Here is a 24,873-nt window from a genome sequence, read left to right as displayed (position 1 = left end):
TGACCATTGTATATTTTTCAGACTATTTTGAGCTAAAAACTCATATTTGTCATTTCTCTTACCGTATAAATCATAGTGATATACTTCTGCTAGCTCGCTCTTTTCTTTTCACCGGTTTTTACAAAAATATTGATAGATACACCTTGCATAACATCAAAGACAGTTTCATCTTTTGAGCCATCATGACAAGTCTCTTTTTTCTTAGAATTACCACGCAAATCTATAGTATAAATTTTGTCATAAGTTTTTACAGGCTATAAGCGCATAACTCTAAAAGTAGGATTATCCAAGAAACCATGCTGATTAATAAATGCCAAAACTCCGCTACCATTTTTCTCAGTATGATACTGATTATAACGCATAAATTAGACATAGTCATCATTTATCTATTTAGGATTTCTTTCCCTGAGCTTGAGCTTGCTACCTATTGGTTCTTTTTGTAGTCCTCATCAAGTCGATTATCCACTTGCTTTTATTGGCCTTTCGCCACTATATAGCGGATTACCTATTACTACCATTACTCTGGAGTATCTTTTTTAATTTGATTTGCCTCATTGGCTTCATTACTTAGACAGTCAGCAAATAGTATCCCAGTGTCAGAGTGATACTCTTCTAGTGAGTTTGTCAAATAAATATGAAAGCGTTGGCTTTTTGATGATTTTGGCTTGTAGCCTGTCTCTGTCAAAAGCATATCTAACTTTAGATGTGCCATTGCATAGCTTACCATTAGTAGCTCAAAGCCATTTAACCTAGGGATTAGATGCTCTTCTACATAACCACTCCAAGCACCTTGGATATATTTGAAGTTGTTATTGTAGATAAACTTAATCGCCTCTGCTAAAAATGTTTCTGTACCAGTTGCTAGATCTAGCACTTGGACTTTGTGGACTTCTTTTTCTATTTGCTTATAGCCTGATTTTAAACGTTTATCGTTGTTTCGCTATCGATAGTTACTTTGTCTTGGTAAGTAGCTACCATTTTAAACTATATGGCTATTATTCATACACGCCATCTTTCAAATGCTTACGACACACATATACATTTGGTATCTATCTCTTTAAGTGAATCATCATCAACTACTATATGATTACTTTTTTTATTGCTTTGCCATTCTGCACCATCATGTTAAAGCTTGTCTTTTTACCACAATGACAAATTGTTTTGACCTCTTCGAGAGTATCTGAAATAGCTAAAAATAGCGCTGATGTCTCAAATTGATGGCCTAAGTAATTTGTGCGTAGCCCATAACAAATCACCGGTATATTTAGTTCATCAACTATCTCTGCTAATTGCCAAACTTGCTCTTGAGTGAAAAATGAATTTCACCTATCAAGACATAATCTATCTTATCTCTGCTATTATTATTTTTTGGCAAATTCAAAGATGTTATCCCTGTCAGTCAATGAGTAAGCATCTTGATCTATATGACCTTATTCAAACCTGCTCTTTTATCGATCGCTGATGTTAAAACTAGAGGCTTTCTACCTCTATCTTCTGAGTTATAGGCAACTTTTAAAAGATCTAATGTCTTACCAGCATCCATTGCCGAATATCTAAAATATAATTTCGCCACTAACAAAGCCTTCTACTATTTCCCAGCTACCATATATCGGATTTTTAAAAATATAATATCTCCTACCAAAAACAGCATACTTATTATTATCAACATTGTATATATTTTTTTGCGTCATATGAGGAAAATCTGGTATATTATTACCAAAATAAGCTATCACCTTATGTGCTGGGAGCTCTTATAACTATAATATCATCAGCATATTTACCTGATTTAACTACCTCAAATCTTGAGTTTTTATCATGAGGATTTTTAGCATTTTCACTATAGAATAAAATTTGATCGTAATAAATGTCTTCTTCAGTAAGGTTTAGTTCTGTTGCTTTGATCATTTTATCATCTGAATCATAGCAATTAGTTACAAAACTTACATACCCACCTAGTTTATGGACAAGATTAGTTAATTTAGCAGCACCAGGTAAACTTTTTACTTTTTACTTAATTACGTCTTTTCGAAACTCTTCTTCACTATAATCTTTATAGTTATCATACTCTTGCCATGAGTTATCTAAAGCTGTCTCATCAACATCCAATATAACACCCCATGTACCTTTTTAGATGCTCTTTTTTAACTTGATGCTTTATTCTATGTGCTGCTAAATTATAGATCTCTAGATAGATTGCTCTTTTTTCATCAGAATCATGATACTACTTAACACCATCAATATTTACACTATCACATGTAGCTGCATAAGCTGTGACAAAACAAAACTGCATAACAATCACAAAGATTAATATTATTTTTCTCAGCGATATTTATAAGTTCTTTTTCTTATGATATTGATACCATGACGAATAGGTAAGACTAATGTTTCTAGGTCATCGTGTTGATTTACATATTTGTTAAAATTGTCTAAGGCTTTACTGCGCTTGTCTTGAGGGTCTAAAACTTCACCACGCCAGAGGATGTCATCAACTATGATTACACCAGTATCCGCTAGTTTAGCGACTAAAATGTCAAAATACTCTTGTGTCTGTTTTTTATCAGCATCAATAAAAGCAATATCTATTTGATTTGGTAATGTTGGTAAAATATCTATAGCATTACCTTGGCAATATTCGATATTTGGGTATTTAGCAATAAACTCTTTTACTAGCTGCTCACCTGCTTGATTAGGTCTATCTATAGTATATACTTTAGTATCTAGCGATGCCTCAGCCATTGCAATTGCAGACATCGCTGTAAATGTACCAACATCAACACACACTTTCGCCCTAGTAGAAAAAACAAAAAATTGTAGCAATTTAGTGACTATCTTTTCTGAAAGCATTTGCGCACCGTTAATATTTTCGCAGGTGTAATTGCATAGCTGTTTGAGATTATCTGATAAATCACTAGTATGCTCAAGACAATACTGCCAAATATCATCTTGTATAAATTGATTTTGCTTCATCGAAATTAATATGTTAAAAAAGCTCTGAGTATTTTGCATTAATCAAGCAAATTAGTCTAGACTCTAAGAGTGCTTTTAGTTAAATTTTGTGGTAGAATTTTGGGGCTTAAAATAACCTCTTATATCCCAAAGTAAGAGTTTTAAAATATAACTTTAATGAAATCGTGCCAAGATTAGCATAGATCAGTTATGTGTATTTTGATATTAATTAATAGCACTTTAACTATACTACAATACAAAAATAAAGGGGGTTCGATTAAATGAAAGAACAAAAAAAGTTTTCATAAAAACTTTGGGTTGCCAAATGAATGAATATGACTCTACTAGAATGCATGAAGTTCTAAATGAGTATTTTCATACTGTAAAAACAGATGATTATAAAGATGCAGATATCATCTTAATTAATACTTGCTCTATTAGAGAAAAGGCTCAAGAAAAAGTATTCCATGAGCTTGGAAGATGGAAAGGTCTAAAAAAAACTAACGAAGATCTAATAATCGGTGTCGGTGGTTGTGTTGCTTCACAAGAAGGTGAAAATATTATCAAAAGAGCGCCTTTTGTTGATCTAGTCTTTGGTCCGCAAACTATTCATAGACTTCCAGAGATGATTAAGCAAAAACAAAAAACTCAACAATCTCAAGTTGATATATCATTTCCTGAGGTTGAAAAATTTGACTATCTACCAGAGCCAAAAGCTGAAGGTGCTAAGGCGTATGTATCTATTATGGAAGGTTGTGATAAATACTGCTCATACTGTGTAGTACCATATACCCGCGGCCCAGAAGTAAATAGATTATTTGAAGATGTCTTAGCAGAATGTGCTATCTTAGCAGAACAAGGCGTGAAAGAAATCACCTTACTTGGACAGAATGTCAACCACTACTTAGGTCCAATGGAGAATGGTCAAATAGCAGACCTTGCTTTGCTAATCCACTTCATCGCCGAGATAGATGGTATTGAAAGAATTAGATTTACTACTTCACATCCAGTTGAGTTTTCACAAAACTTGATCGATGCTTATGCAACTGTACCAGAACTTGCTAACCACTTACATTTACCAGTTCAACATGGTTCAGATAGAATTCTTATCAATATGAAAAGAAACCATACTATCTTAGAGTTTAAACAAAAAATTAAAAAATTAAGAGCAATTCGCCCTGATATTACAATTTCATCTGATTTTATTGTTGGTTTTCCTGGTGAGACAGAAGAAGATTTCCAAAAACTACTAAATTTAGTAAAAGAAATCAACTTTGACCAATCATTTAGCTTTATCTATAGCAAGCGCCCTGGTACTCCAGCTGCTGATTTACCAGATGACACTCCTATGGAAGTCAAAAAATATCGTCTTAAGCGACTACAGGATTTGCTAAATAGTAATGCTCAAATAATCTCTAGACAAATGGTTGGCACTAACCAGAGAATTCTAGTCGAAGGAACATCTAAAAAAGATCATAATATCCTTGCTGGAAGAACAGAAAATAACAGAGTTGTAAACTTTAAGGCTGATAAATCTTTGATTGGTCAGTTCGCTATGGTTAAAATAACTGAAAGCCTACCAAACTCTCTAAGAGGGAGAACTTATTTAATCTATGAATAAAGCTCAATTTGTTCTTGAACCTTATAAATACGATGCGATGATGCTACTTTGTGGCAATCTTGATGAAAATATTCATGCTATCGAAAATTATTTTGATGTTGAGATTAGGTATCGTGCTGATGAGTTTGAGATTACTAGTGATTCAAGCGCTAATAATACCCAAGCAAAAAGATTTATCAAATCTTACTATGCTGAGATTTTAGCTGGTAATACTGAATTTGATTTAGAGCAGATTACAACTATCCTCAATGCTGCTGCCAAAGATAAAGCCACTGCCACTGCTAAGTCACGCAAAAAAGTTGAAGAAGCTGAAGTTCAACTAAGAAGCAAAAAGCTCAAAGCGCGTACACACAACCAAGCAATATATTTAGAAAATATTAAAAATAACTTTGTCACATTTGGTATTGGTCCTGCTGGTACAGGTAAAACCTACATAGCAATTGCTTGTGCTGTAGCAGCTCATGAGAAAGGTGAAGTTAGAAGAATTGTACTAATACGACCTGCTGTTGAAGCTGGTGAGAAACTTGGCTTTTTACCAGGTGATCTAACCCAAAAGATTGATCCATATCTACGCCCAATGTATGATGCTTTGTTTGATTTTATGGGAGTAGAAAAAGTCACCAAGCTAATAGAAAAGCAAGCTATTGAGATTGCTCCGCTGGCATATATGTGTGGTAGAACGATTAATGACTCTTTTATCGTCCTTGACGAGAGCCAAAATACCACAAAAGAGCAAATGAAAATGTTCTTAACAAGAATTGGTTTTAATACTACAGCCGTTATAACAGACGATATCACCCAAATAGATTTACCAAAAAATGTCACATCAGGATTAAGCCATGCATTATCAATCCTTAATGATATCGAAGGTGTAGCTATTAGCTACTTGAAATTAGTTGATATTGTCCGCCATCAAGTAGTTCGGAAAATAGTTAATGCTTACGATAAGCATGAAGAGAAAACTAAAAATGGATAGTCTAAATATAAATGTCATCAATGATGACGAATATCCCATACCTAGCCAAGATTTACTGCTAAAATGCCTACAACTTGTAGCAGATAAACATCATATCAGCCATGCTGAAGTGAATGTAAGTATTGTCTCGAATGATGAAATTCAGCAGATAAATAAACAGTTCCGTAATAAAGATAAGCCAACAAATATTATCTCTTTTGAATTTGAGAAGCCTCAAGGCTTACCTGATGATATTGCTGCTGATTTCTTAGGTGACATTATCATAGCACCAATGGTAATAGAGAAAGAAGCCAAAGAGCAAAACAAGAAACTTAATGATCATTGGCAGCATATTTTTATCCATGGTTTGTTACACTTGCTTAGTTATGATCACCAAGATGATCAAGAAGCCGAAGTAATGGAGAATTTAGAAATACAACTACTAGCACAGCTAGGAATAGCTAATCCATATATTGAACAAGAGAAACAAAATGGCAGACAGTAATCCTTTTATAAAAAGACTTACCTCAAGCATTTTTAATATAAAAAGTGAAGATGCTCTTATTAATGCTATCAATAGAGCTACAGCTAATGAGGTCATTGATAAAACATCACAGAATATGCTAATAGGTGCGATGAAAATATCATCACTAAATGTTGGTGACATTATGATATCGCATACAAAAATTATTGCTTTAGATATGTCTATGTCTATTAGGGAAATCTTAAAAAAAACAATAAACTCTAGTCATACACGCTTGCCTGTCTACTGTGAAAACAAATCTGAAGTGTTAGGAATTTTACACTCAAAAGACCTGCTAAAACTAATCTTTGAAAAAGAAATTGAATCAGCTGATGATGAAGAACTAAAAGCCGAAGATATCAAAAATATTCTGCGTCCTGCTATCTTTATCCCAGAGACTAAAAAACTTAATGCAATGCTTAGAGATTTCAAAAATAGTCAAAATCATATTGCCATAGTTGTTGATGAATATGGTGTTATTTCTGGATTAATTACTATTGAGGATGTTTTAGAAGAAATTGTTGGTGATATTGAAGATGAATTTGATATTACTAGCCAAAACATAGTTAAAGTGGCAGATAATAAGTTTATATTAGATGCTACAACTACAATAGAAGACTTCAATGAATATTTTAGTACATCAATAGATGATAATAGCGATTATGATACTATTGCTGGGATGATTATTCAAACTTTAGAGTGTTTACCTCAAAAGGGTGATATCATCGTCGTTCATGGCTTGATATTTACAGTACAAGAGGCTAATAATAGAAAAATTATTAACATTTTAGTTGAAAAGTTTAAGAAATAATGAAAAAGTTAATATTTAGAATAATTCCGCCGCTATTAAGTGGTGCTATACTTAATTTAGCTTTTGCACCTTTCCGTATTGATATACTAGCATTAGTATCTTTAGTACTTTTTTTCTATCAGCTAAATAAAGCAACTAAAATTCGCAGTGCATTTTTTACCGCAGTATTATTTGGGATTGGTTTCTTTGGCACTAGTATATCGTGGGTATATATAAGTATACATTTATTTACTGAATCAATCGCTGCTGGTTTATCTGCAGCAATTGCTTTGGTAATCTTGTCAAATTTCTTACATATAATACCTTTTGGTACATTTAGCTATATCCTCACGTGCAAAGCCAATAATTTTGCCAAACTACTAATCTACTCTGCTTTGTGGACACTTTTTGAAATAGTTAAAGCTAATCTACTCTGGGGTGGCTTTCCATGGGTATCATTAGGCTATTCACAGACTGAATCGCCTCTAATATGGTATGTTAATATTGGTGGTGTTTATTTAGTTAGTTATATTATTACTTTTATTGCATGTTTGATAACTTTCTATATTTGTAATAAAACTACTTTGAAGAAAACAGTTAGTGTAATCTTTATCATAACTTCTTTATATATAGGTGGTGTCACTATCAAATATTGCCAGCCTGAGACTCAAACAAAACAACCTCAAAAGGTGGTATTAATCCAAGGAAATTTTGTCCAAGGATTTAAGTGGAATCCTGATAATTTTGCTAGGATGCAAAAATACTATCAACAAGCCGCAGCTGAATATAAAAACTCATTAATAATTCTCTCTGAAAATGCGATTCCTAATTATAGACAGTATATGAGCTCATATTTTAGTAATCTTAAAGAGCTAGTTGATAAAAATAATAATGCTATGCTTATTGGCTCACTAAGTATTGATCAAACAGCATCTAGAGCTAAAATTTACAATAGTTCGATTATTATTGGTAATGGTCAAGGGGTATATAATAAACATCACCTAGTTCCATTTGGTGAATATTTCCCAATCAAATTTTTTGGCTATGTTGATAGTGTCGGTTTAAGTAGCTTCAATGCTGGTGACAAGATTCAACCAATTATGACAGCTTTTGGTCAACCTCTAGCTAATTTTATCTGCTATGAAGTTACATATCCTGAGCAGGTCCGTGATCAGCTACAAGGTGCTAAGCTTATTTCTATCATTAGTGATGACTCTTGGTTTGGTGACTCAATCGCTCGTGAGCAACAACTACAAATATCTCAAGTCAGAGCAATAGAAAATGCTAAATATGTTCTTACAACTACTAGTAATGGTATCACCGCTGTTATTGAACCTAATGGGAAAATAATTAAAGAGCTACCTAAAGATACTCGTGCCACACTTAAGCAAACTATATATCTAAATGATTATCGTACTATTTGGATGAGTGTTGGTATGTTGCTAGTTTGGTTATTATTGATATTTAGTATAGCGATTGGACTAATTATAAAAGAGAAATACTCAAAATAATTTATAATAATTCTCTATATACAACACATTCAACACCTTTAAGCACTCTTATATCTATAAACTCCATTTGTGCCTTCTGCATTACTTTTATAGATGCTAAATGCTACTAGAGTAAAAGCAAAAATTTCCTTATGTTCTAAATTATTTTCTGCCCAATTAAGTAGATTCGTAACTATCTCTGTAGCATAACCTTTACCCCAATATTTATGATCAATTACATAACCAATTTCAATAACATCTATTTCTTGTGCATAAGCAAAACCTGCCCTAGCTATGAAATTATCATTTTTATCAAATATCAAAAAACCGGAACCTGATATTTTTCGTAGCCTACAACAAATCTTTCTAACATTGCTGAAATATCTTTTTCAGTTAAAGCTCCGTTTGGAAAAAACTCTCTATTTTTAGGATTAGTATCCAGGTATGTACATAATTTCTTATCTTGATCACTTCGGGAAATTAAACGATATTTTAAGCTTTGAGATATTGGTAATTGCATAAAATTTTTTTAATAAATATTTTGTTTCTTATACTATAGCATTTCCTAAATTTATTGTAGCAGACTCACTAGGCTTTTTAAATAATTTCACAATTACTGATATAAAAATTATAGTCTTAAGATTTAAGTAATTTGTTATATAATTTAAGTCTAAATAATAAATATATAATCAAAACTATCACTTCCTTATTTGTAGTGTTTTCAAGTTTTTATTAGTTGGTGCAGTTTTAGATTATTATATGCATAATCAAGGCTTCTTAGAAAAAAGATTCTAATATCAAAAAATGATATTGGTACATTTGGCTATGCACCTATCACTGCTAAAAATGTGAAGAGATTAACCATTTCGCAACTTAGTTATGCTGTTATTTTAAGTGATAATCCTGCTGCTAATATCTTAGTTAGACAACTAGGTGGTTTACAAAACTTAAATAAATTTATAAAAAAATTAGGTGATAACGAGACTATAATCGCAGCTGATGAACCAGAAGTTAATTACACTCAGCTAAGAGATAGTGATATAACATAAAACAACTCCAAAAGCTATTATTAAAGATATTTATAAACTAGCATTTGGTGATATTCTAAATAAAAAACATAAAGATATTTTTATAAAGTATCTACAAGATAACAATACTGGTGCAAATAAAATAACTTTCGGTACGCCTAAAAATTAGATAATTGGTGATAAAACTGGAACGGTTAATATGCAGCGACTAATGATGTAGCTATTATATGGTCTAAAAATCAGCAACCTATTGCACTAGGAATTTTATATCCAAATCCCAATGATAAAAATGCACAAAAATGAAGAAATTATTCAGCAAGCTACTAAGTTGATAACTAATGATCTAACCAACAGTTATAAATAAGCAGTACGCCACATTGAGGAGACATTATTTATCACAAAATCTCGATCTGGAATATTAGTCAAAAACTTCAATCCTGTACGCTCTTGGATATCTTTTATTGATACTCTATAGTTAGCAATCTTAGTTTTATCAACCCTTGCGTTTGGCATTACAAAAGCTATTGCCTTATTATTAGAAGGTACATAAATTATCTTAAAGAAATAACCAGGTACAGCTATCTTATTATCACCTATAGTTTTATGAATTTTTTGTTTTTCGTATATTGGTCCTGTATAGACATATATACTATTATACATACTTGCCCAGATTCGCTCATCTGTCTCAAGTCTTTCCCATCCTTGCCTATTTAGCCCTACTTTTTGTGGTAACATATTTGATAACAAGAATGACTGATCTGCAGATTTCTTGCTAAAATCCATAGATGCATACGAAGCTAAATGCCCTCTGTCATAACCGGAATGAGAATAATCATCTAATGTCGCTCTATAGACAAATAGTACATCATTGTCTTCTTTGAATTTATCATCACGTTTAAGATGATTGGCTACTTTTGATTTTGTCAACTTAAATGCTACCCAGCTTGCCTCTTTGGTTTGATAATTATAACCTACAACATAACCATCACGACATAGATAAAGATTTGCCTGTCCTAAACCTTCAGTTACACCATAACTAGGATTACCATAAGCTAGAAAACTATGACAATAATCAGTAACTGCTGGTAGAGTTCTAACTGGTGGATACTGCTTAAGATTATCAAATTCATTTGATTGTTGCTGTTGCTTTTTCGTCTCATCACTTTGTGAAAAAAATCTAGCAATAATATTCTCGTTATCTTTGGCAGTATAGTGCTTTATTGGCTCACTAGTGAAATAGTTATATGCTGAATGTCTAAAGTTTATAAACTTTTCTTTTAAGTCAAATTTATCAAAAAAGATACCAGAGAGGCCACTACCTATAGTCAAAGCTAGTAGTACAAATATTTTAAAACTTATCAGCTTCTTAGTCGTTTGCCTTTTAGTATCTTTTGGTGTTTTTTTTGTCATGTTTAAATACTTTTTTGTTTATTTTCAAAATATTAAAAGCTATTAGCTTTTCATACCTAAAAATTACCCTATTGTTTAACTGATAAAGATAATAGTATTTTGACTATTTTATATGTCTTGTTTTGAATAATAAAAATTCTCTAACTTGTGGATCATTTATCAAAGGTAATACCTCTTTTCTAATTCTACTATAGTAATTATTTATAGTTTTCTTTTCAGTATAAGTTAGCATCCAAGTTTCAATTAGTTTGTATTCATAAGGTACCAAAGTCAGATCTTCAAAACAGTAAAATGGTCCATGACCTGTAGGCGACTCTTGATTACACTGTTTCACATAGTATAAGTTTTCTATTCTGATACCAAACTCATCTGGGAAATATGCTCCTGGTTCATTACTTAAAATCATCCCAGACATTAGCTCAACTTTTGAGGCTGAATTTATTCTTTGTGGTCCTTCATGTACTCCTAAGAAACTTCCTACTCCATGACCTGTTCCATGCGCATAATCTGCACAGAAATGCCATAAATACTCGCGTGCTAAAAATCAAGCTGTGATCCTGTAGTACCTTTAGGAAATACTGCTCTACCAAGTCCTAAATGACCTTTTAGAACTAAAGTATAGTACCTTCTGTGTTCTTTTGATGGTTTACCAAAGTGAAGTACTCTAGTCATATCTGTAGTCCCCTCTCTATACTGTCCTCCAGAATCACATAAAAGAGGTGTTTGGTCATCAATCTTTTTCAAATTAACATCTTTTTTTGCCATATAATGAATAATTGCGCTATTTGCTGCATGACCTACTATGTACGAAAAACTATCTTCAACGTAGCCTTGTTGTTGTGCACGAAATTCTCTTAGCTTAGCTGCAGCTTGAATCTCATCAACTCCTTGATAGTTATTCTCGATCCAATACCACCATGATATAAATGCTACAGCATCTTTACGATGAGCTTCTTTTGCACCGTTAATTTAAACAGGATTTTTTAGAGCTTTGCTCAGACCTACTGGAGAGTCGACCATTAAGAAATAGCAGCTACTATTTTGATTTTGATTGATACTTTGTGTAACTTTATAGTTGATATTAGTGCCATCTAATAAATACTTACCTGTAGTTGATTCTAAATCTTGGTAAAATTGATAATAATCCCTAATTTGAATATGATTATTATCGAAGTATTTTTTTATTTCTGGAGTAACCTTTCTATCATCAACATATAGAATTATCTCATTTAGAGAAACAAATAAATAACTTATCACTAAAGGTGTGCATTCAACATCCCTACCTCTAATGTTTAATAACCATGCTATATGATCTAATTTTGAATCCACATAAAAATCTGAGCTTGTCTCTTTAATTGTATGTCTTAGCTCTTCAATTTTAGAAGCAACACTTCTACCAGAGTATTGAATAGCATGCTCTTGTATTGCTGTATATGGTATATCAGCTAATTGACCAAGCTCTTGCTGAGCTTTATGCACAAGGTTATTTTGATCAAAAACCACATTATAATCATTGCTATTAAGAAAATCTAACAACTCTAAAGCACTTTTGTAACTAAGCTTAGCTGGGTCTACAGCGATAGTTTTTCCTTTAGCATTTTTCCATAGCCACTTGACAATTCCAGGTGTAAAATCTGACTGCTTTATTAGTTCGAAATCATCTTTGTCTAATTGTTGCTCAGCTTGGAGAAAATACCTACCATCAGTAGAAAGATATTCTTTATCCATACCAACTAAAACATCTCCAGCTGAACCATCAAATCCACTTATCCAAGCACGGTACTGCCAACACTTAGGAACATACTCATTATTATGATCATCTACAGAAGGTACAATATAAAAATCATAGTCTTTTTCTTGCATTAAATTTCTTAAGATTTGTAATTTCTCAGACATATTATCCCCTATTAAAACTTACTTAAACCATACAAATGTAGCTTGTCTGCCTGTGACACCATCTTTACGATAAGAGTAAAGTCTTTTATTACTATAAGTGCACACACCAGAATAAACTATATCAAAATAATGACTATCATTTAATATCTGTCTAGCAACTAGCTTCATATCAAAAAGATATTTATCTTTACTTTTGAACGAAATGCTTGACCAAATGTCTGATGTTGCTCAATAAATTTATCATAAACATCGCTGCTAACCTCATAGAAATTAGCAGATATACAAGGACCAAACCAAGCTACTAACTCTAGCCCAACAAACTCTTTCAAAGCTACTTTTAGTATACCTTGAGATAAACCTCGCCAACCTGCATGGATTGCAGCAACTTTTGTCATTTTCTTATCAAATAAGATAATAGGTAAACAATCTGCTGTTAAAACTACACAAGCTTGCCTAGGTTTATCAGTGATAATAGCATCACAAAAATCACCATTATATTCATCGAAACTTTTAACAATATTAGTATGGTTTTGTCTTAGCCACTTTATCTCAGCATTAAGATACGATTTAAATAAGTTACGATTTTTTTCTACAGCTAAGTATTTATCACCAACGTTATCAGCTAGATTAAACTTAGCATATTTTTCTTTACTAAAGCCTTGGGTATTGTTTGTATAACCTAATTTAAGTCTAGCAAAAGGCGTATTAACAAAAACTACTGACATCTTCTAAAATTTACCTATTTTTTACCATAACGATTTTTAACATAATTTCCTAAAATTTCTATAAACTCTTCAGAGATGTTATCTCCTCTTAGGGTATGCGCTTTTTTACCATCGATAAAAACTGGTGCAACAGGTGACTCCCCACAACCTGGCAGACTTATACCAATATCAGCATTTTTTGACTCTCCCGGACCATTGACTACACAACCCATTACAGCGACTTTCATTGCTTCTACACCATGATATTGCTTTTTCCAAGTGTGCATTTTTTCATCTAAATGATCTTTAACTTTACTTGTAAGCTCTCTAAAGAATGAACTAGTAGTCCTACCGCAACCAGGGCAAGATGTCACACTTGGGGTAAATGTACGAATCCCTAAGTTTTGTAATATCTCACGACATACACGCACCTCTTCTGTACGCGGTGCATTTGGTGCTGGAGTTAATGAAACTCTAATAGTATTACCGATACCTTGTTGTAATAAAATTCCTAAACTCACAGCACTAGCAACAATACCTTTGGTACCCATACCAGCTTCTGTTAATCCCAGGTGTAAAGGATAATCACACTCTTTAGTTAGCTTTTGATATACTACGATTAAATCTTGCACTTCACTTACTTTGCATGAGATTATGATTTTATCTTTTGCTAGTCCAAACTCCTCTGCGTATTTAGCGCTTTCTAAAGCTGAAGTTATAAGTGCCTTATGTATTATCTGTTGTAAGCTTAGTGGATTCTCTTGAACATTATTTTCATCAATTAGTCTTGCCAATAAAACTTGATCTAAACTTCCCCAATTGACACCTATACGCACAGGTTTGTCATTTGCTATTGCAATTTGTATAATCTCCGTGAACCGAATATCTTTTTTCTCACCAAAGCCAACATTACCTGGGTTTATACGATATTTTGCCAAAGCCTTAGCACACTCTGGATATTTGCTCAGTAAAGTATGACCATTATAATGAAAATCACCAACTAAAGGCACATGACAGTCATGCTTAGTAAGTTCTTTGACAATCTCAGCAACTGCAGCAGCAGCTGGCTCATCATTAACTGTAATTCTGACTATTTCACTACCAGCTTTATGTAGGACTAAAATCTGTTTAACTGTCTTTTCAACATCAGCAGTATACGTATCTGTCATTGACTGAACAACAACTGGATTATCACCACCGATCAAAACATTTCCAACTTTTACAACACTTGTTTTATTCATATAAGCACCCAAAAATCATATTTTTTTAAATAATTCTTCGAAAAGTATACAATCTAAGATTATATCATTATAAACATCAATTTTCATAAGCTATGCACTTTAAAAAATTAGAAAATTACTTGAATAATTATTTTGCTATTGAGCAATTCAAAGATTACTGTCCTAATGGACTACAAGTCCAAGGCGATAGAAATATCAAAAAAGTTATAACAGCCGTCACAGCATGCCAAAAACTCATTGATCAAGCAATTACTGAAAATGCTGATGCTATTGTCGTGCATCATGGCTATTTTTGGAAAGGTGAAAACTATCCAATAATTGGCATTAAATATCAGCGTATAGCTAAACTTATCAAAAATGGTATACATCTTTTTGCTTACCATCTCCCTTTAGATGGTCATAGTGAAATTGGCAACAATATCCTACTAGCCAATAAACTAGGCTTAAGTAACTTAGAATTTTTTGAAACAGGATCTAAACCAGATATTTCAGTAATTGGTCAGTGTAAATTAGATTTGAATGATTTTAGCGATTTAATAGAAAATAAACTTGAGAGAAAACCTACTGTAATAGCTGTTAAGCAGCAAAATAACAAAGTAGCTATCTGCACTGGTAGTGCTCAAGATTTTATCGAGTACGCATACCAAGCTGGGGCTGATACTTTTATATCAGGTGAAATTTCCGAAAGGACAACCCATCTTGCTTACGAGCTAGGTATAAACTATATCTCAGCAGGTCATCACGCTACAGAAAAAGAAGGTGCAAAAGCTATTGCAGATTTACTCAAACAAAAGTTTGACTTTGAGACAAAATTTATAGATATAGCTAATCCAGCCTAGTTGGTTTTTAATTCTTTCTTTGCTTGAGTTATCAAAGTTCTAAAATCATCATTTGCATTTAGTGCAGAAAACACCGCACTACCAAGTAGATATCCTGCTTGTACATCACTAGGCTAGTGGGCACCACAGATTATTCTACTTTGTCCATATTCATAACCTTTTTTTAGAATTTGCTGCTGATTTGCTGGATTTATTTCCGCAAGTAATAACGCTACAGCCCAACTTTCTGTGGTATGACCGGAAGGATAAGAGCCATTGTTTCTTAATTTTTTCTCTCCTGGTGGATTACAAGTAGCTTTATCAAAAAATACAAATGGTCTTACCCGCATATATTCTTTCTTAGCGTAGCTTTCTGACTTTGATGCAACTTCGCTAGCTATATCTATTAGATTATATTATAACTGGTGTTTTCTCTTTAGAAATTTGTTGACCAAAGCTTTCAGAAAAATTCTCTGCTATCTCTTTTATAGTATACTCAGCATCAATCTTTGCTTGAATATAGCGCTGAGTGGTTTTATTTTTAGATAAAAATGTCACTTGAGATATTGCTTTATCATTCATAAAAGCAATATTGTCAATAGCTGGGGGTGGCGGCAAAAGAGCTAAACTGTTTGGAATAGCAATTTTGTCGAGATTTATTAGCTGTTGTGCATATAGGTTAAATGAAAAAATTAATAATATAACTGTTAGAGTTAGTCTTTTGAGTATTTATCTTTGATGTTTTTGTTCAGAACTAACTTATAATACAATATTTATCGAAAAATTTTTATATTAAACACTAAAAAATATCAAAAAATTATTTCATGAACTCTGCTTTGATATCTTCTAGGGAACGACTAGTAGTTCTTGACACAAATTATAAATACAATAAAACTATATACTAAAGTAGTGTACCACATATATAAAACATGCTGCTATTTCCTAAGAAATTGTTAATAGGTAAAAATACTGATACTAATAATGCTGATGGCCATACTATTCAAAAATAGTGCTATACTTAGCACCTTACTTCTTCTAATAGCCCCTGGTAATAATTCTGACATAATTACCCAAATATAAGCACCAGGTCCAATAGCAAAAAAAAGATAAAGCTAACCATTCCCGCAAGGATTAGCCAACCTTGAGTTTCACTAAGCCTAATTAGTGACATAACTAAACCGGTGGCTATTAGTGATAATGAAACCATAAAAGCCAAAAGTGATGATAAATTTTCTCTCAAATTTATCGGCTATAAACACTGCTATTAAAGTTACTAAAAAGTTTATTACAGTGATTGTAACATCTCCAAGTATAGCAACATAATTAGAGCCAAGACCTGAATTCTTTGAGTATTGTTGCTGAGAATTGTAATATACTATTAATACCTGTCATTTGTGCTAGAATTGCTATTGCAAAAAATAATTAACATAGAAATTAAATAGTGTCTATAGCTTAGAGATTTTAAAATACTACCTTCTTGTTTAGATTTTTCAATAACTTCTTTGATTTCAGTTAATTTTCGTTGTACGGCATTTTTCTCAAATATTTTATTAAGCACACTCTCTACTTCTTTGTCTTTACCTACCGATACTAGCTATCTTGGCAATTTACATAAAAAATTGCGTCAATAAAAAATATTGCTTCTGGGGAACTAGTGCTGATAAAAACATTCCACGCCAATTTGCTGTTACTTCGAATAAAAGACCAACATAGTTTGAAATCAATATTTCCGCAGTTAGAAAGAGATGAAAGCATGTTACAGCAATACCCCTAATAGTTCCAGGAACTGTTTCTGTAAAATATGTGGTATAGTTACAGTAACGAAACCTACTGAAATACCTTAAACTAGACGAGCAAAAAGGATCTCAACATAATTATCTGACATGTAAACCATTATTACTGATTATTATAAATATCAACCCTGAGACAATTAGTGTTCTCTTTCTACCAATAATATCCGTAATAAAACCAGCTAGTAATATTACAAATGCGCCACCAAAGATGTAATGACACTTTTTTGTAGCTACAACAGCATTTCCTACATCTGCTCTTACTGGTAAAACTAAATCTGCACTTTCTGCTAGAGGAGATTTTTCTACATTAACTATCGCTAGTGTAGTACATCTTGCTTTCTTACAACCTTCTAAAGCTAAGTGTAAATCTGGACTACCTCCCCAGACTGGGAGATAGCTATAGCTAGTGTTTGGTCATCACCTATATTTTTACTATATATTGTCGTTATAGATGGTGGTAATGAAGAAACACTAAAACCAAGATGAGTTTCAAACAAATATTTTGCAAAATTTGCCACACAGTCTGAACCACCTCGAGCAATAGTGATAATTCTTTTGATATGTTTTTGTTTAAGTGTTTTAACTATTGAGCTAGTGATATATTTGTTTAATTTTAGCTAGTTAGCGACTTTGGTAAAACTACTACTTGCCTCTTGGTACATAAGTGTTGTCATCTTTACTGTTAAATAAAAAAGTTATGATTAAATCGTTATAAGCGCGATTTTTTGTTTTTACAACAAAAAATCATATCAATTTTTGAGTGAATATATTAATTTTTAATCAGTACTAGTAGTTTTAATAGTTTATATAGTAAACTGATTTAGTGAATAATGTTAAGACTTGTAGTTGTCAGTTTTACTTATAATTTTTTTAATACTTAATAATTCTACATCTGAAAAAGTTAGTTTTAATTTCAGAACTATACTTGCTTTAATCATTGGTGTCGTTATTGGTATTATCTAATAATTCTACTAGTTACTATAGTGATAGTTTTATACAAATTAGTAACATCTTAGTTGATAACTATATTTTCTTTACTTAAGATGTTGATTATCCCTGTTGTATTAAGATCAATCACTCACTCAGTAATTAACTTTAAAAACTGTGAAGGATCTTATGTTATAAGACTTTCCTATAAAGCAATAGTTATACTTTTAATCCTAACAGGTATAAGTGCTGCAATAGGTGCTAGTGTTGCTATTATTATGCATTTAGGACACGGGATATATATCACATCTATTACTGGTAATGTTACTAAAGATATGAAGACTTCGAGTATATCTGGACTTTTTACCTGATAATATTCTCCATCAAATAGATAATAATAATGTAATGGCTATGGTAATATTTGCGATACTTCTTGGTTTTTCAATGCTAATTGCACATCGCGAAGATAGTAAGTTAGCTGCTCCTTTTATTAGCTTTATTGACTCAGCATTTTTTTGGATAAAAAAATTAGCTAGAATTATTATTGCTATCACTCCGTACGGTGTACTTGTCTTGGTGGTACAAATGAGTATTGAGCTTGATAAGAACAGTATTTCAACAGTCTTGTATTTTATCTTAACTTGTTATATTGCATTATATAATTGTTCTGATAATACACATTATACTTCTAATTTTATTTAGAACTAATATTGTTAGATTCTACAAAAGTATTTGGAAAGCTATGCTCGTAGCTGCTACTTCTAGATCGAGTATGGGGACACACTGCCATTATCAATTGATGGCTTAAATAAATATGTTACAACTATAGTATTGCCACATTTGTACCAACTATGGGCACAACTCTAGGTATGAATAGCTGTACAGGCGTATTTCCAGCAGTATTAGCAATCATGACTATGAATACTACTAGCGTTGATATTACTTCCTCAACAGTAGTACTAATTTCACTAATCTGTATGCTAGCTTCACTTGGAGTCTCAGGGATACCTGGTACAGCTTTTATTGCAGCAGGTGTAGTTTTCTCTTATTTTGGCTTGCCATGGCAGATGATTGCTCTAATTATAAGTTTCTTCTTTAGCCGGTTCTGCCATATATTTCTCAGTTAGACTATTAAATTCATAAGGTGTTTTAAATGCTGCTACAAGATTATATAAATCGCCAAGCTTAGTATCTTCGGAAGACTTAAGTACTTTCTCTACCTGGTTATTGCGAGGAATAATTACAGGATTTGTTTTCTTCATATTTGCAAAATTTATCTCATTATTAATCATATATTTATCTAACCAATCTCGTAAACCACTATCTTTTAATGCTACAAAGTTTTTATAAGTTAAATTGTAAAAGGTGTTGGTATAGTCAAGTTTATTTTCAAACATTGCTATAAGTAAGTCTGAAATTAATTCATCACCAGCTGGTTGACTAATCTCAAAACCTAGTTTAGTTAGAAATATTTGTTTCCATTTATTCTTATAAATTTCAGAAAAGCGTTGCAATTTATCTTGAGCTAGTTTAATAGCATCTTCTTTATCTTCTGAAATAAGTTTCAACAAACTCTCTGCTAATCTTGGAATACTCCAGCCAGCGATTGATGCTTGATTTGCAAAAGTATATCTCCCATCACTCAATCAAGCTAAACACTGTATCTGGATCATAACTATTCATAAAAGCACATGGGCCATAATCAATAGTTTTATCCAAGATAGTCATATTATCTGTATTCATAACACCATGAATAAAACCTACTCTTTCCCACTCTGCTATTAAACTTGTTTGTTTATCAATCACATAATCAAGTAGGCTTAGAGCTGCTTTATTCTCTTCATAACTTATAATTATGTCTTTTTAGCGTATAGTCTAAAAGCTCTTGATTATATTTAGTATCTAAGATTGCTGCATATTGAAAAGTTTCTACGTGGATATGACTACTAGCCACTCTAACAGCTATTATGCCTTGTTGTAGCTCATTTCCTTTGAGTGTTTTCACCAATAGTTATCACAGCTAGGATACAGCTAGTTGGTATACCTAGGCTATACATTGCCTCACCAAATATATATTCTCTAAGCATAGGTGTTAAAACTTCTTTGTCATCATCTCCTGTTGAAAACTTTGTTAAACCAGCACCTTTTAGATGAAAATCAACCAACTCACCGTTTGGCTTTTTATATTCACCTATAATGTAGTACGCCCATCACCTAGAATTGTAAAACTTTCAAAAAACATTTTAATAAAAATAATAAAGATGCTTTTTATCGTCTTATTAGAAGACATTTAGACAAAGATATTCCTAAACAAATAACTAATCTTTTCGTCGAAAATAACATAATATTTTTTTCGAATAAATCAAATAAAATAGGTGTTGATGAATTTAAGGATAACCTTTTGTAAGGTTGTTATAAAGATACTGGATATATAATTTTTATAATGCTAAAATATTGCAACTTTTTATTTATTAATCAATTTTTTTTAGAGTTAGTTATGGAATATAGAAAATACATTTGTATCGTTTGTGGTTTGATTTATGATGAAGCTGAAGGATGGCCAGAAGATGGTATTGAACCAGGCACTAGATGGGAAGATGTCCCAGCAGATTGGGAATGTCCTGACTGTGGTATTAGTAAAGATGAGTTTGAGCTTCTAGAAGAATAATTTTCTATATGTTATCCTTATTTCAAAAAATATCTTTTGAAAATAAAGATTTTATTGTAATGAGGGATGACCTAAGCCACTCTATCTTTTCTGGTAACAAAGCTAGAAAACTTGCTTATACTCTAAACAATCCTGATAAATACTCACATATCCAAACGATTGTATCTTTCGGTGGTAATCAGTCTAATTTTATGTTGGTATTATCACAATTAGCTAAGCTTAAAGGTTGGAATTTTCATTACTGGATAAAACCTCTACCTAAGTTTCTTAAGCAAAATAAAAATGGTAATCTTAAACTAGCTTTAGCAAATGGTATGCAACTATTTGAAATCACAAACCCTCTAAATTTAGAAAGTGTAAAAACAAATTATCAGATAGAAAATAGTCTTTATTTTTTTGATCAAGGCGGTAGAAATGCCGATGCTGAAGAAGGTATAGCTGCATGTGCTTTAGAAATTAACAAGTATTGCCAAATAAATAATATAAATAACTATAGTGTTGTAATTGCAGCTGGCACGGGTACAACAGCGTTATATCTTGAGAAATATTTAGCAAATAAAGTCTATACAATCCCATGTGTTGGTAGCTCAGACTATCTAAAAGAACAATTTGCCAGTATAGATGCTAAATTAGCTCATCCTAAGATCATCTCGCCAAATTTTAAAAATAGCTTTGGTCAATTAGATATCGCCAACTACGATATCTACCTAAAACTACTTAGAGAAACAAAAATCGAATTTGATTTACTTTATGATCCAATAGCTTGGCGTACTTTATTAGCAAAATATCATCAACTACCAAAACCAATTATATACATCCATTGTGACGGGATTAGTGGTAATCAAACGATGTTAGCAAGGTACAGAAGATTTATCAATTAGACATATTGTGCAACTAAAATTTTTTGTATTTGCCTTCTAAGTTCAAAAATATTCGTTTTAATATATTTACATAAATTATAAGTAGTATCTAATTTTTGATTAACTAAATTAATAAACTAAGATTTATAGCCTGAGACATCTCTATAGCTGTTAAAACTAAAGAGTCTTCTAAGTTTAATGGCTCTTTTAAGATTTTAACAATCTATCTTGCATAAGCTTTGATATATTGTTCTTTTGTTTGAAAGTTATGATTATGATTTATATACTCATACATCTGATATGACAAAAACATTCTCATTTTATCTTCAAGAAAAACATATACCAACTCATGTTCGATGTTATTGGTTAATTTCTCATCTTTACTAAAAGATAATCTATGCCATTGTTGTAGTTAAGTATCTAACCTTTTTAGCTGAGTTTTTATTATGCATACATTTTGATTGAATCTATTTTTAGTTTGTAATACTTGTTTTCTTAGTTTTTTACTTAGTTTTCTAGTGTGTAGCTGTGTAAAAGATATCTCAAGTTTTTTGATATTTACTAGATTATCATTAGATACATTTATCACCTCTTTTAAATTCAATCTCGGTGCTATAACAGTAGTAACAGTTTAAAAACATTACTTATAAGTCCTAAGACATGGTTATATTTTTCAATTACTTTAATTCTCAAAATTTCTATAGAGTTAAATAAATAATCTTTTTTTACATCAGTAAACTTTGATACTACTCTAACAATAATATATTTTTCTCCCAGAAAGTAATTCAATAAAAAGATTAATAAGATTAATAGTATTGTTAGAATAATCTAAGTCAAAAAAGATTATATTGACCACCACTATTGTAAATCTTTGTTTTAAAACCAACCTTTTTATCTATACTATACTTTAGTCTAGCATACTCATCTACTAATGCTTTCAAAAACTTATCTTTTAGCTCTATAGGCATATTTTGGTGATTGGTTATTTGTTTATAAAATTTTTTAAGGTTTTGTTTGTTTGACTATGTATCTATAGGGAAACCATTTTCATGATGCAGGTATACTATTTCGGCAAACTCTGCCATCTTCTTGCTAAAATGTAATTTAAAAACATAAAAGATTTCTTTACTTGTCGGATGTGACTTAGACAAAATCTCATAAGCTATTTTATTATTTCGTGCTTGATCACTATGATTTGTGACATTGAGCTTTTTTTGCCAAGTATAAATTCTGATAAGATCTTAATTACTGACAAAAATCGTTCTTACATTTCTTCTTGCTTACGATACTTAATTGATCAAATTAACTTGTTTTAAATCTTTATCTAAACCATATTAGTTCACTGCAAATACTCTTATCTGCCCATGCCTTATAGCTCTTATGAATAGCTCTACTTTTACCATATATTCTGGATTATTAACCATTGGATATCAGTTTTAAGTACGTAATATACAGCTTTAATAAATTTCCTAAACTTTTGTAAGTCTTTTGTATAAAGCTTTTTGAACTTGTAAAAAAGACAATATAGTTGACCAATTAGATTCATGAATATAATATTTTATTTGCCATTGATGCAGTTATTTAGCTTCGGAAGCTATATTTAATTACATCAGCCATTAATTTACAAACTTTTGTTCTAGAACCTAATTAAATATTAAAATAAGTATTCATATATATACTTACTACCCCAATTGCATTCACTTTTACCTTTCTCAGTAAAACCATAATTTGTTAGAACTTTCATAGAAGCTGGATTTGTTGCAGTTGCATAGATCCCAATATATTGTGAACCATCAAATACTTCTTCAAACACTTCTCCCTGGTCATTTTCCCAAGAATATTTAGCTTTAGTTTCTAAAATAAATGGAATATAATTTTTTAACCCCCATTGTAATATACGTGATGCATTTTTATTCCCCCAAATTGGGTGATTGAATTTTTAACTTCTTTTTGATTATGTGGTTCAAGAGTTTTATTTTTGAAATCAATATCTAAATATTGGTTATTTTCTGTATCGAAAGCTGGGTGTGTAATCATAGCACATTCTAAAAACTTAGGTTTAGAAGAGCCGCCTAATATAACAACACCTACTCTAATCCATTTACCTTCTATTAATTGTTCTATCATATGTAAATATCTTGGATCACCATTTTTAAACCTTGCGAGACTTCTGTCAAATTGCGCTTTAACCTGCTCAGCACTCCTTGTTTTACCATCTCTAAAATATTTACAAACAGATTCCGATGCATGTAAATCGTACCAGAAATCTCGATCTTCTTCTTTTATTGGCCTTGTTTTCAAATTTTCTGATATATACTCTAATCCAATATCTTTTTCTGAGTACATAGATACTGCAATGCAAAAGCTTAAAAAGTATATAAAAACCCAATAAATAATTTACGCATAAAATAACTCCATACTGCAAATGTTTTTAAATTGTTGTTAAGCCAAATACTTACTTACAATTAAATATTGTATAGCAATATTTTATATTTTTTTAATCAATAAGTCAAATATTTATTTACTTAAGATTTATACTAACTATTCTATTATTATTAAAAATTAAATAATAAATAATTTTAGATGAGTGCTGTCTTATAATATGGCGGTTTTTATACTAATCTTCAGCTTAATTTTTGCTATAAAGATTTGTCCTTTCAAAAATAGATGCTTGGTATTTCTACCTGCTGGCAACTATAATCGATTCGTTTCAGTTTATTGATTCTTCATAATATTAGTAGTAGGTATTTTGATAATTTAGCAGTGTATAGCCATGACCTAATACTACCATTAGTTGCAATACTTGTTTATAATAGATTTAGTATCCAACCAAAGAAAATAACTAAAGATAAGCTATTAACTGTAAATTTTTAATTTTATTACTATACTAATGATACTAATTTAAATTATCTGACTTTGCCTATATCTCCTTTTGCAGATACTGATTGGTCATATCAGTTATCTTTGGAATAGTTGTATATGTAGACAGTAGTTTATTAGTTTTTGGCTATATTTTTGGATTATTAATTAACTATATATCATTACAATGCATCAATTATGAGTTTAATTGTGATATTTCAATATAATATATAATCATTATATAGATTTACAAGTTATCTAAGTTATCTTATTTAGATTTTTATCATTTATTATTTTCTTTGTTGGTTATAACTAAGAATAGAAAACTAATTTCAAATTAAAGT

General features: G+C 31.3%; 23 protein-coding genes and 9 pseudogenes. 11 read left to right on the top strand and 21 right to left on the bottom strand.

Annotation, left to right across the window (positions count from 1 at the left end; all coding sequences use genetic code 11):
* Positions 1–89: 89 nt before the first annotated feature.
* The 5 genes and pseudogenes from C9379_RS00920 to C9379_RS00900 form a co-directional block, all read right to left on the bottom strand.
* Entirely contained in the window at positions 90–218 is a 129-nt protein-coding gene (locus C9379_RS00920) for a hypothetical protein (RefSeq protein WP_318263386.1), read from the bottom strand.
* Between the two features lie 299 nt (positions 219–517).
* Positions 518–874, bottom strand: a complete 357-nt coding sequence (locus C9379_RS00915; RefSeq protein WP_318263387.1) for a hypothetical protein — start codon at positions 872–874, stop codon at positions 518–520.
* A 121-nt stretch (positions 875–995) separates the two neighbouring features.
* Positions 996–1,573 (bottom strand): annotated as a pseudogene (locus C9379_RS00910) (thymidine kinase).
* Positions 1,554–2,323, bottom strand: a pseudogene (locus C9379_RS00905) (HAD family acid phosphatase). The pseudogenes C9379_RS00910 and C9379_RS00905 overlap by 20 nt, the downstream one beginning before the upstream one ends.
* Entirely contained in the window at positions 2,320–3,006 is a 687-nt protein-coding gene (locus tag C9379_RS00900) for an O-methyltransferase (protein WP_143385092.1), read from the bottom strand. Before C9379_RS00900 ends, C9379_RS00905 begins: the two are co-directional and overlap by 4 nt.
* A gap of 202 nt (positions 3,007–3,208) precedes the next feature.
* On the opposite strand from C9379_RS00900, the gene miaB reads away from it, so the two are divergent.
* From miaB to lnt, 5 genes are read left to right on the top strand one after another with little or no spacing between them, the layout of a single operon-like run.
* On the top strand, positions 3,209–4,567 hold the full coding sequence (miaB, locus tag C9379_RS00895; RefSeq protein WP_143385093.1) for a tRNA (N6-isopentenyl adenosine(37)-C2)-methylthiotransferase MiaB: 1,359 nt from the start codon (positions 3,209–3,211) through the stop codon (positions 4,565–4,567).
* A complete protein-coding gene (locus C9379_RS00890; protein ID WP_143385094.1) occupies positions 4,560–5,543 on the top strand; it encodes a PhoH family protein in 984 nt (327 codons plus the stop codon). Before miaB ends, C9379_RS00890 begins: the two co-directional genes overlap by 8 nt.
* Positions 5,536–6,027 carry an rRNA maturation RNase YbeY gene (gene ybeY, locus C9379_RS00885; RefSeq protein WP_318263388.1) on the top strand — a complete coding sequence of 164 codons (492 nt, stop codon included), beginning with the start codon at positions 5,536–5,538 and terminating at the stop codon, positions 6,025–6,027. Before C9379_RS00890 ends, ybeY begins: the two co-directional genes overlap by 8 nt.
* Positions 6,014–6,856, top strand: a complete 843-nt coding sequence (locus tag C9379_RS00880) for a CorC family transporter (protein WP_318263389.1) — start codon at positions 6,014–6,016, stop codon at positions 6,854–6,856. The genes ybeY and C9379_RS00880 overlap by 14 nt, the downstream gene beginning before the upstream one ends.
* The gene (gene lnt, locus C9379_RS00875) at positions 6,856–8,346 is read left to right on the top strand and encodes an apolipoprotein N-acyltransferase (protein ID WP_143385097.1); all 1,491 of its coding nucleotides are present in this window, start codon (positions 6,856–6,858) and stop codon (positions 8,344–8,346) included. Before C9379_RS00880 ends, lnt begins: the two co-directional genes overlap by 1 nt.
* 38 nt (positions 8,347–8,384) lie before the next feature.
* On the opposite strand, the gene C9379_RS00870 is transcribed toward lnt, so the two are convergent.
* The gene (locus C9379_RS00870; RefSeq protein ID WP_318263390.1) at positions 8,385–8,648 is read right to left on the bottom strand and encodes a GNAT family N-acetyltransferase; all 264 of its coding nucleotides are present in this window, start codon (positions 8,646–8,648) and stop codon (positions 8,385–8,387) included.
* Positions 8,645–8,845, bottom strand: a complete 201-nt coding sequence (locus tag C9379_RS00865) for a hypothetical protein (protein WP_143385099.1) — start codon at positions 8,843–8,845, stop codon at positions 8,645–8,647. The genes C9379_RS00870 and C9379_RS00865 overlap by 4 nt, the downstream gene beginning before the upstream one ends.
* A 164-nt stretch (positions 8,846–9,009) precedes the next feature.
* On the opposite strand from C9379_RS00865, the pseudogene C9379_RS00860 reads away from it, so the two are divergent.
* Positions 9,010–9,717, top strand: a pseudogene (locus C9379_RS00860) (serine hydrolase); the annotation flags it as partial.
* On the opposite strand, the gene C9379_RS00855 reads toward C9379_RS00860, so the two are convergent.
* The 4 genes and pseudogenes from C9379_RS00855 to ispG form a co-directional block, all read right to left on the bottom strand.
* Positions 9,708–10,763: a DNA/RNA non-specific endonuclease gene (locus C9379_RS00855; protein WP_143385100.1), complete on the bottom strand. Its 1,056-nt coding sequence runs from the start codon at positions 10,761–10,763 to the stop codon at positions 9,708–9,710. The pseudogene C9379_RS00860 and the gene C9379_RS00855 sit on opposite strands and share 10 nt — an antisense overlap.
* A 103-nt stretch (positions 10,764–10,866) precedes the next feature.
* A pseudogene (locus C9379_RS00850) lies at positions 10,867–12,659 on the bottom strand (M24 family metallopeptidase).
* 18 nt (positions 12,660–12,677) lie between these two features.
* A pseudogene (pgeF, locus tag C9379_RS00845) lies at positions 12,678–13,384 on the bottom strand (peptidoglycan editing factor PgeF).
* A gap of 14 nt (positions 13,385–13,398) precedes the next feature.
* The gene (gene ispG, locus C9379_RS00840) at positions 13,399–14,604 is read right to left on the bottom strand and encodes a flavodoxin-dependent (E)-4-hydroxy-3-methylbut-2-enyl-diphosphate synthase (RefSeq protein WP_318263391.1); all 1,206 of its coding nucleotides are present in this window, start codon (positions 14,602–14,604) and stop codon (positions 13,399–13,401) included.
* A 92-nt stretch (positions 14,605–14,696) separates the two neighbouring features.
* Between ispG and C9379_RS00835 the strand changes: the two genes are divergently transcribed.
* Complete coding sequence (locus tag C9379_RS00835; RefSeq protein ID WP_143385102.1) at positions 14,697–15,443, top strand: Nif3-like dinuclear metal center hexameric protein; 747 nt, start codon at positions 14,697–14,699, stop codon at positions 15,441–15,443.
* A gap of 113 nt (positions 15,444–15,556) precedes the next feature.
* On the opposite strand, the gene C9379_RS00830 is transcribed toward C9379_RS00835, so the two are convergent.
* The 5 genes and pseudogenes from C9379_RS00830 to C9379_RS00810 form a co-directional block, all read right to left on the bottom strand.
* The gene (locus C9379_RS00830; RefSeq protein WP_343377520.1) at positions 15,557–15,823 is read right to left on the bottom strand and encodes a phosphatase PAP2 family protein; all 267 of its coding nucleotides are present in this window, start codon (positions 15,821–15,823) and stop codon (positions 15,557–15,559) included.
* A gap of 10 nt (positions 15,824–15,833) precedes the next feature.
* Positions 15,834–16,040 carry a hypothetical protein gene (locus tag C9379_RS00825; RefSeq protein ID WP_143385104.1) on the bottom strand — a complete coding sequence of 69 codons (207 nt, stop codon included), beginning with the start codon at positions 16,038–16,040 and terminating at the stop codon, positions 15,834–15,836.
* Between the two features lie 335 nt (positions 16,041–16,375).
* Entirely contained in the window at positions 16,376–16,486 is a 111-nt protein-coding gene (locus C9379_RS00820) for a hypothetical protein (RefSeq protein WP_143385105.1), read from the bottom strand.
* A 543-nt stretch (positions 16,487–17,029) separates the two neighbouring features.
* Positions 17,030–17,188 carry a hypothetical protein gene (locus tag C9379_RS00815; RefSeq protein ID WP_343377519.1) on the bottom strand — a complete coding sequence of 53 codons (159 nt, stop codon included), beginning with the start codon at positions 17,186–17,188 and terminating at the stop codon, positions 17,030–17,032.
* A 224-nt stretch (positions 17,189–17,412) separates the two neighbouring features.
* Positions 17,413–17,889: pseudogene (locus C9379_RS00810) on the bottom strand (SIS domain-containing protein); the annotation flags it as partial.
* A 172-nt stretch (positions 17,890–18,061) separates the two neighbouring features.
* On the opposite strand from C9379_RS00810, the pseudogene C9379_RS00805 reads away from it, so the two are divergent.
* Positions 18,062–19,227 (top strand): annotated as a pseudogene (locus C9379_RS00805) (cation:dicarboxylate symporter family transporter); the annotation flags it as partial.
* Here C9379_RS00805 and C9379_RS00800 read toward each other — a convergent pair.
* Positions 19,219–20,378: pseudogene (locus tag C9379_RS00800) on the bottom strand (protein adenylyltransferase SelO family protein); the annotation flags it as partial. The pseudogenes C9379_RS00805 and C9379_RS00800 sit on opposite strands and share 9 nt — an antisense overlap.
* Between C9379_RS00800 and C9379_RS00795 the strand changes: the two are divergent.
* From C9379_RS00795 to C9379_RS00785, 3 genes and pseudogenes are all read left to right on the top strand, one after another.
* Positions 20,367–20,549 (top strand): annotated as a pseudogene (locus C9379_RS00795) (hypothetical protein); the annotation flags it as partial. The pseudogenes C9379_RS00800 and C9379_RS00795 sit on opposite strands and share 12 nt — an antisense overlap.
* 90 nt (positions 20,550–20,639) lie before the next feature.
* Positions 20,640–20,810 carry a rubredoxin gene (locus tag C9379_RS00790; RefSeq protein WP_143385106.1) on the top strand — a complete coding sequence of 57 codons (171 nt, stop codon included), beginning with the start codon at positions 20,640–20,642 and terminating at the stop codon, positions 20,808–20,810.
* 8 nt (positions 20,811–20,818) lie between these two features.
* Complete coding sequence (locus C9379_RS00785) at positions 20,819–21,691, top strand: 1-aminocyclopropane-1-carboxylate deaminase (protein ID WP_143385107.1); 873 nt, start codon at positions 20,819–20,821, stop codon at positions 21,689–21,691.
* 391 nt (positions 21,692–22,082) lie between these two features.
* Here C9379_RS00785 and C9379_RS08625 read toward each other — a convergent pair whose 3' ends face one another.
* From C9379_RS08625 to C9379_RS00770, 4 genes are all read right to left on the bottom strand, one after another.
* Positions 22,083–22,274: a hypothetical protein gene (locus C9379_RS08625; RefSeq protein WP_425536907.1), complete on the bottom strand. Its 192-nt coding sequence runs from the start codon at positions 22,272–22,274 to the stop codon at positions 22,083–22,085.
* 418 nt (positions 22,275–22,692) lie between these two features.
* Positions 22,693–22,821, bottom strand: a complete 129-nt coding sequence (locus C9379_RS08620; protein ID WP_425536906.1) for a hypothetical protein — start codon at positions 22,819–22,821, stop codon at positions 22,693–22,695.
* A gap of 503 nt (positions 22,822–23,324) precedes the next feature.
* On the bottom strand, positions 23,325–23,483 hold the full coding sequence (locus tag C9379_RS00775; RefSeq protein ID WP_318263392.1) for a hypothetical protein: 159 nt from the start codon (positions 23,481–23,483) through the stop codon (positions 23,325–23,327).
* A gap of 65 nt (positions 23,484–23,548) precedes the next feature.
* Complete coding sequence (locus C9379_RS00770; RefSeq protein WP_143385108.1) at positions 23,549–24,016, bottom strand: GNAT family N-acetyltransferase; 468 nt, start codon at positions 24,014–24,016, stop codon at positions 23,549–23,551.
* Positions 24,017–24,873: the final 857 nt, after the last annotated feature.

Source organism: Francisella-like endosymbiont, from assembly GCF_003069505.1.
Classification (GTDB): Bacteria; Pseudomonadota; Gammaproteobacteria; order Francisellales; family Francisellaceae; genus Francisella.
This window is presented reverse-complemented; position numbering and strand designations above follow the sequence as displayed.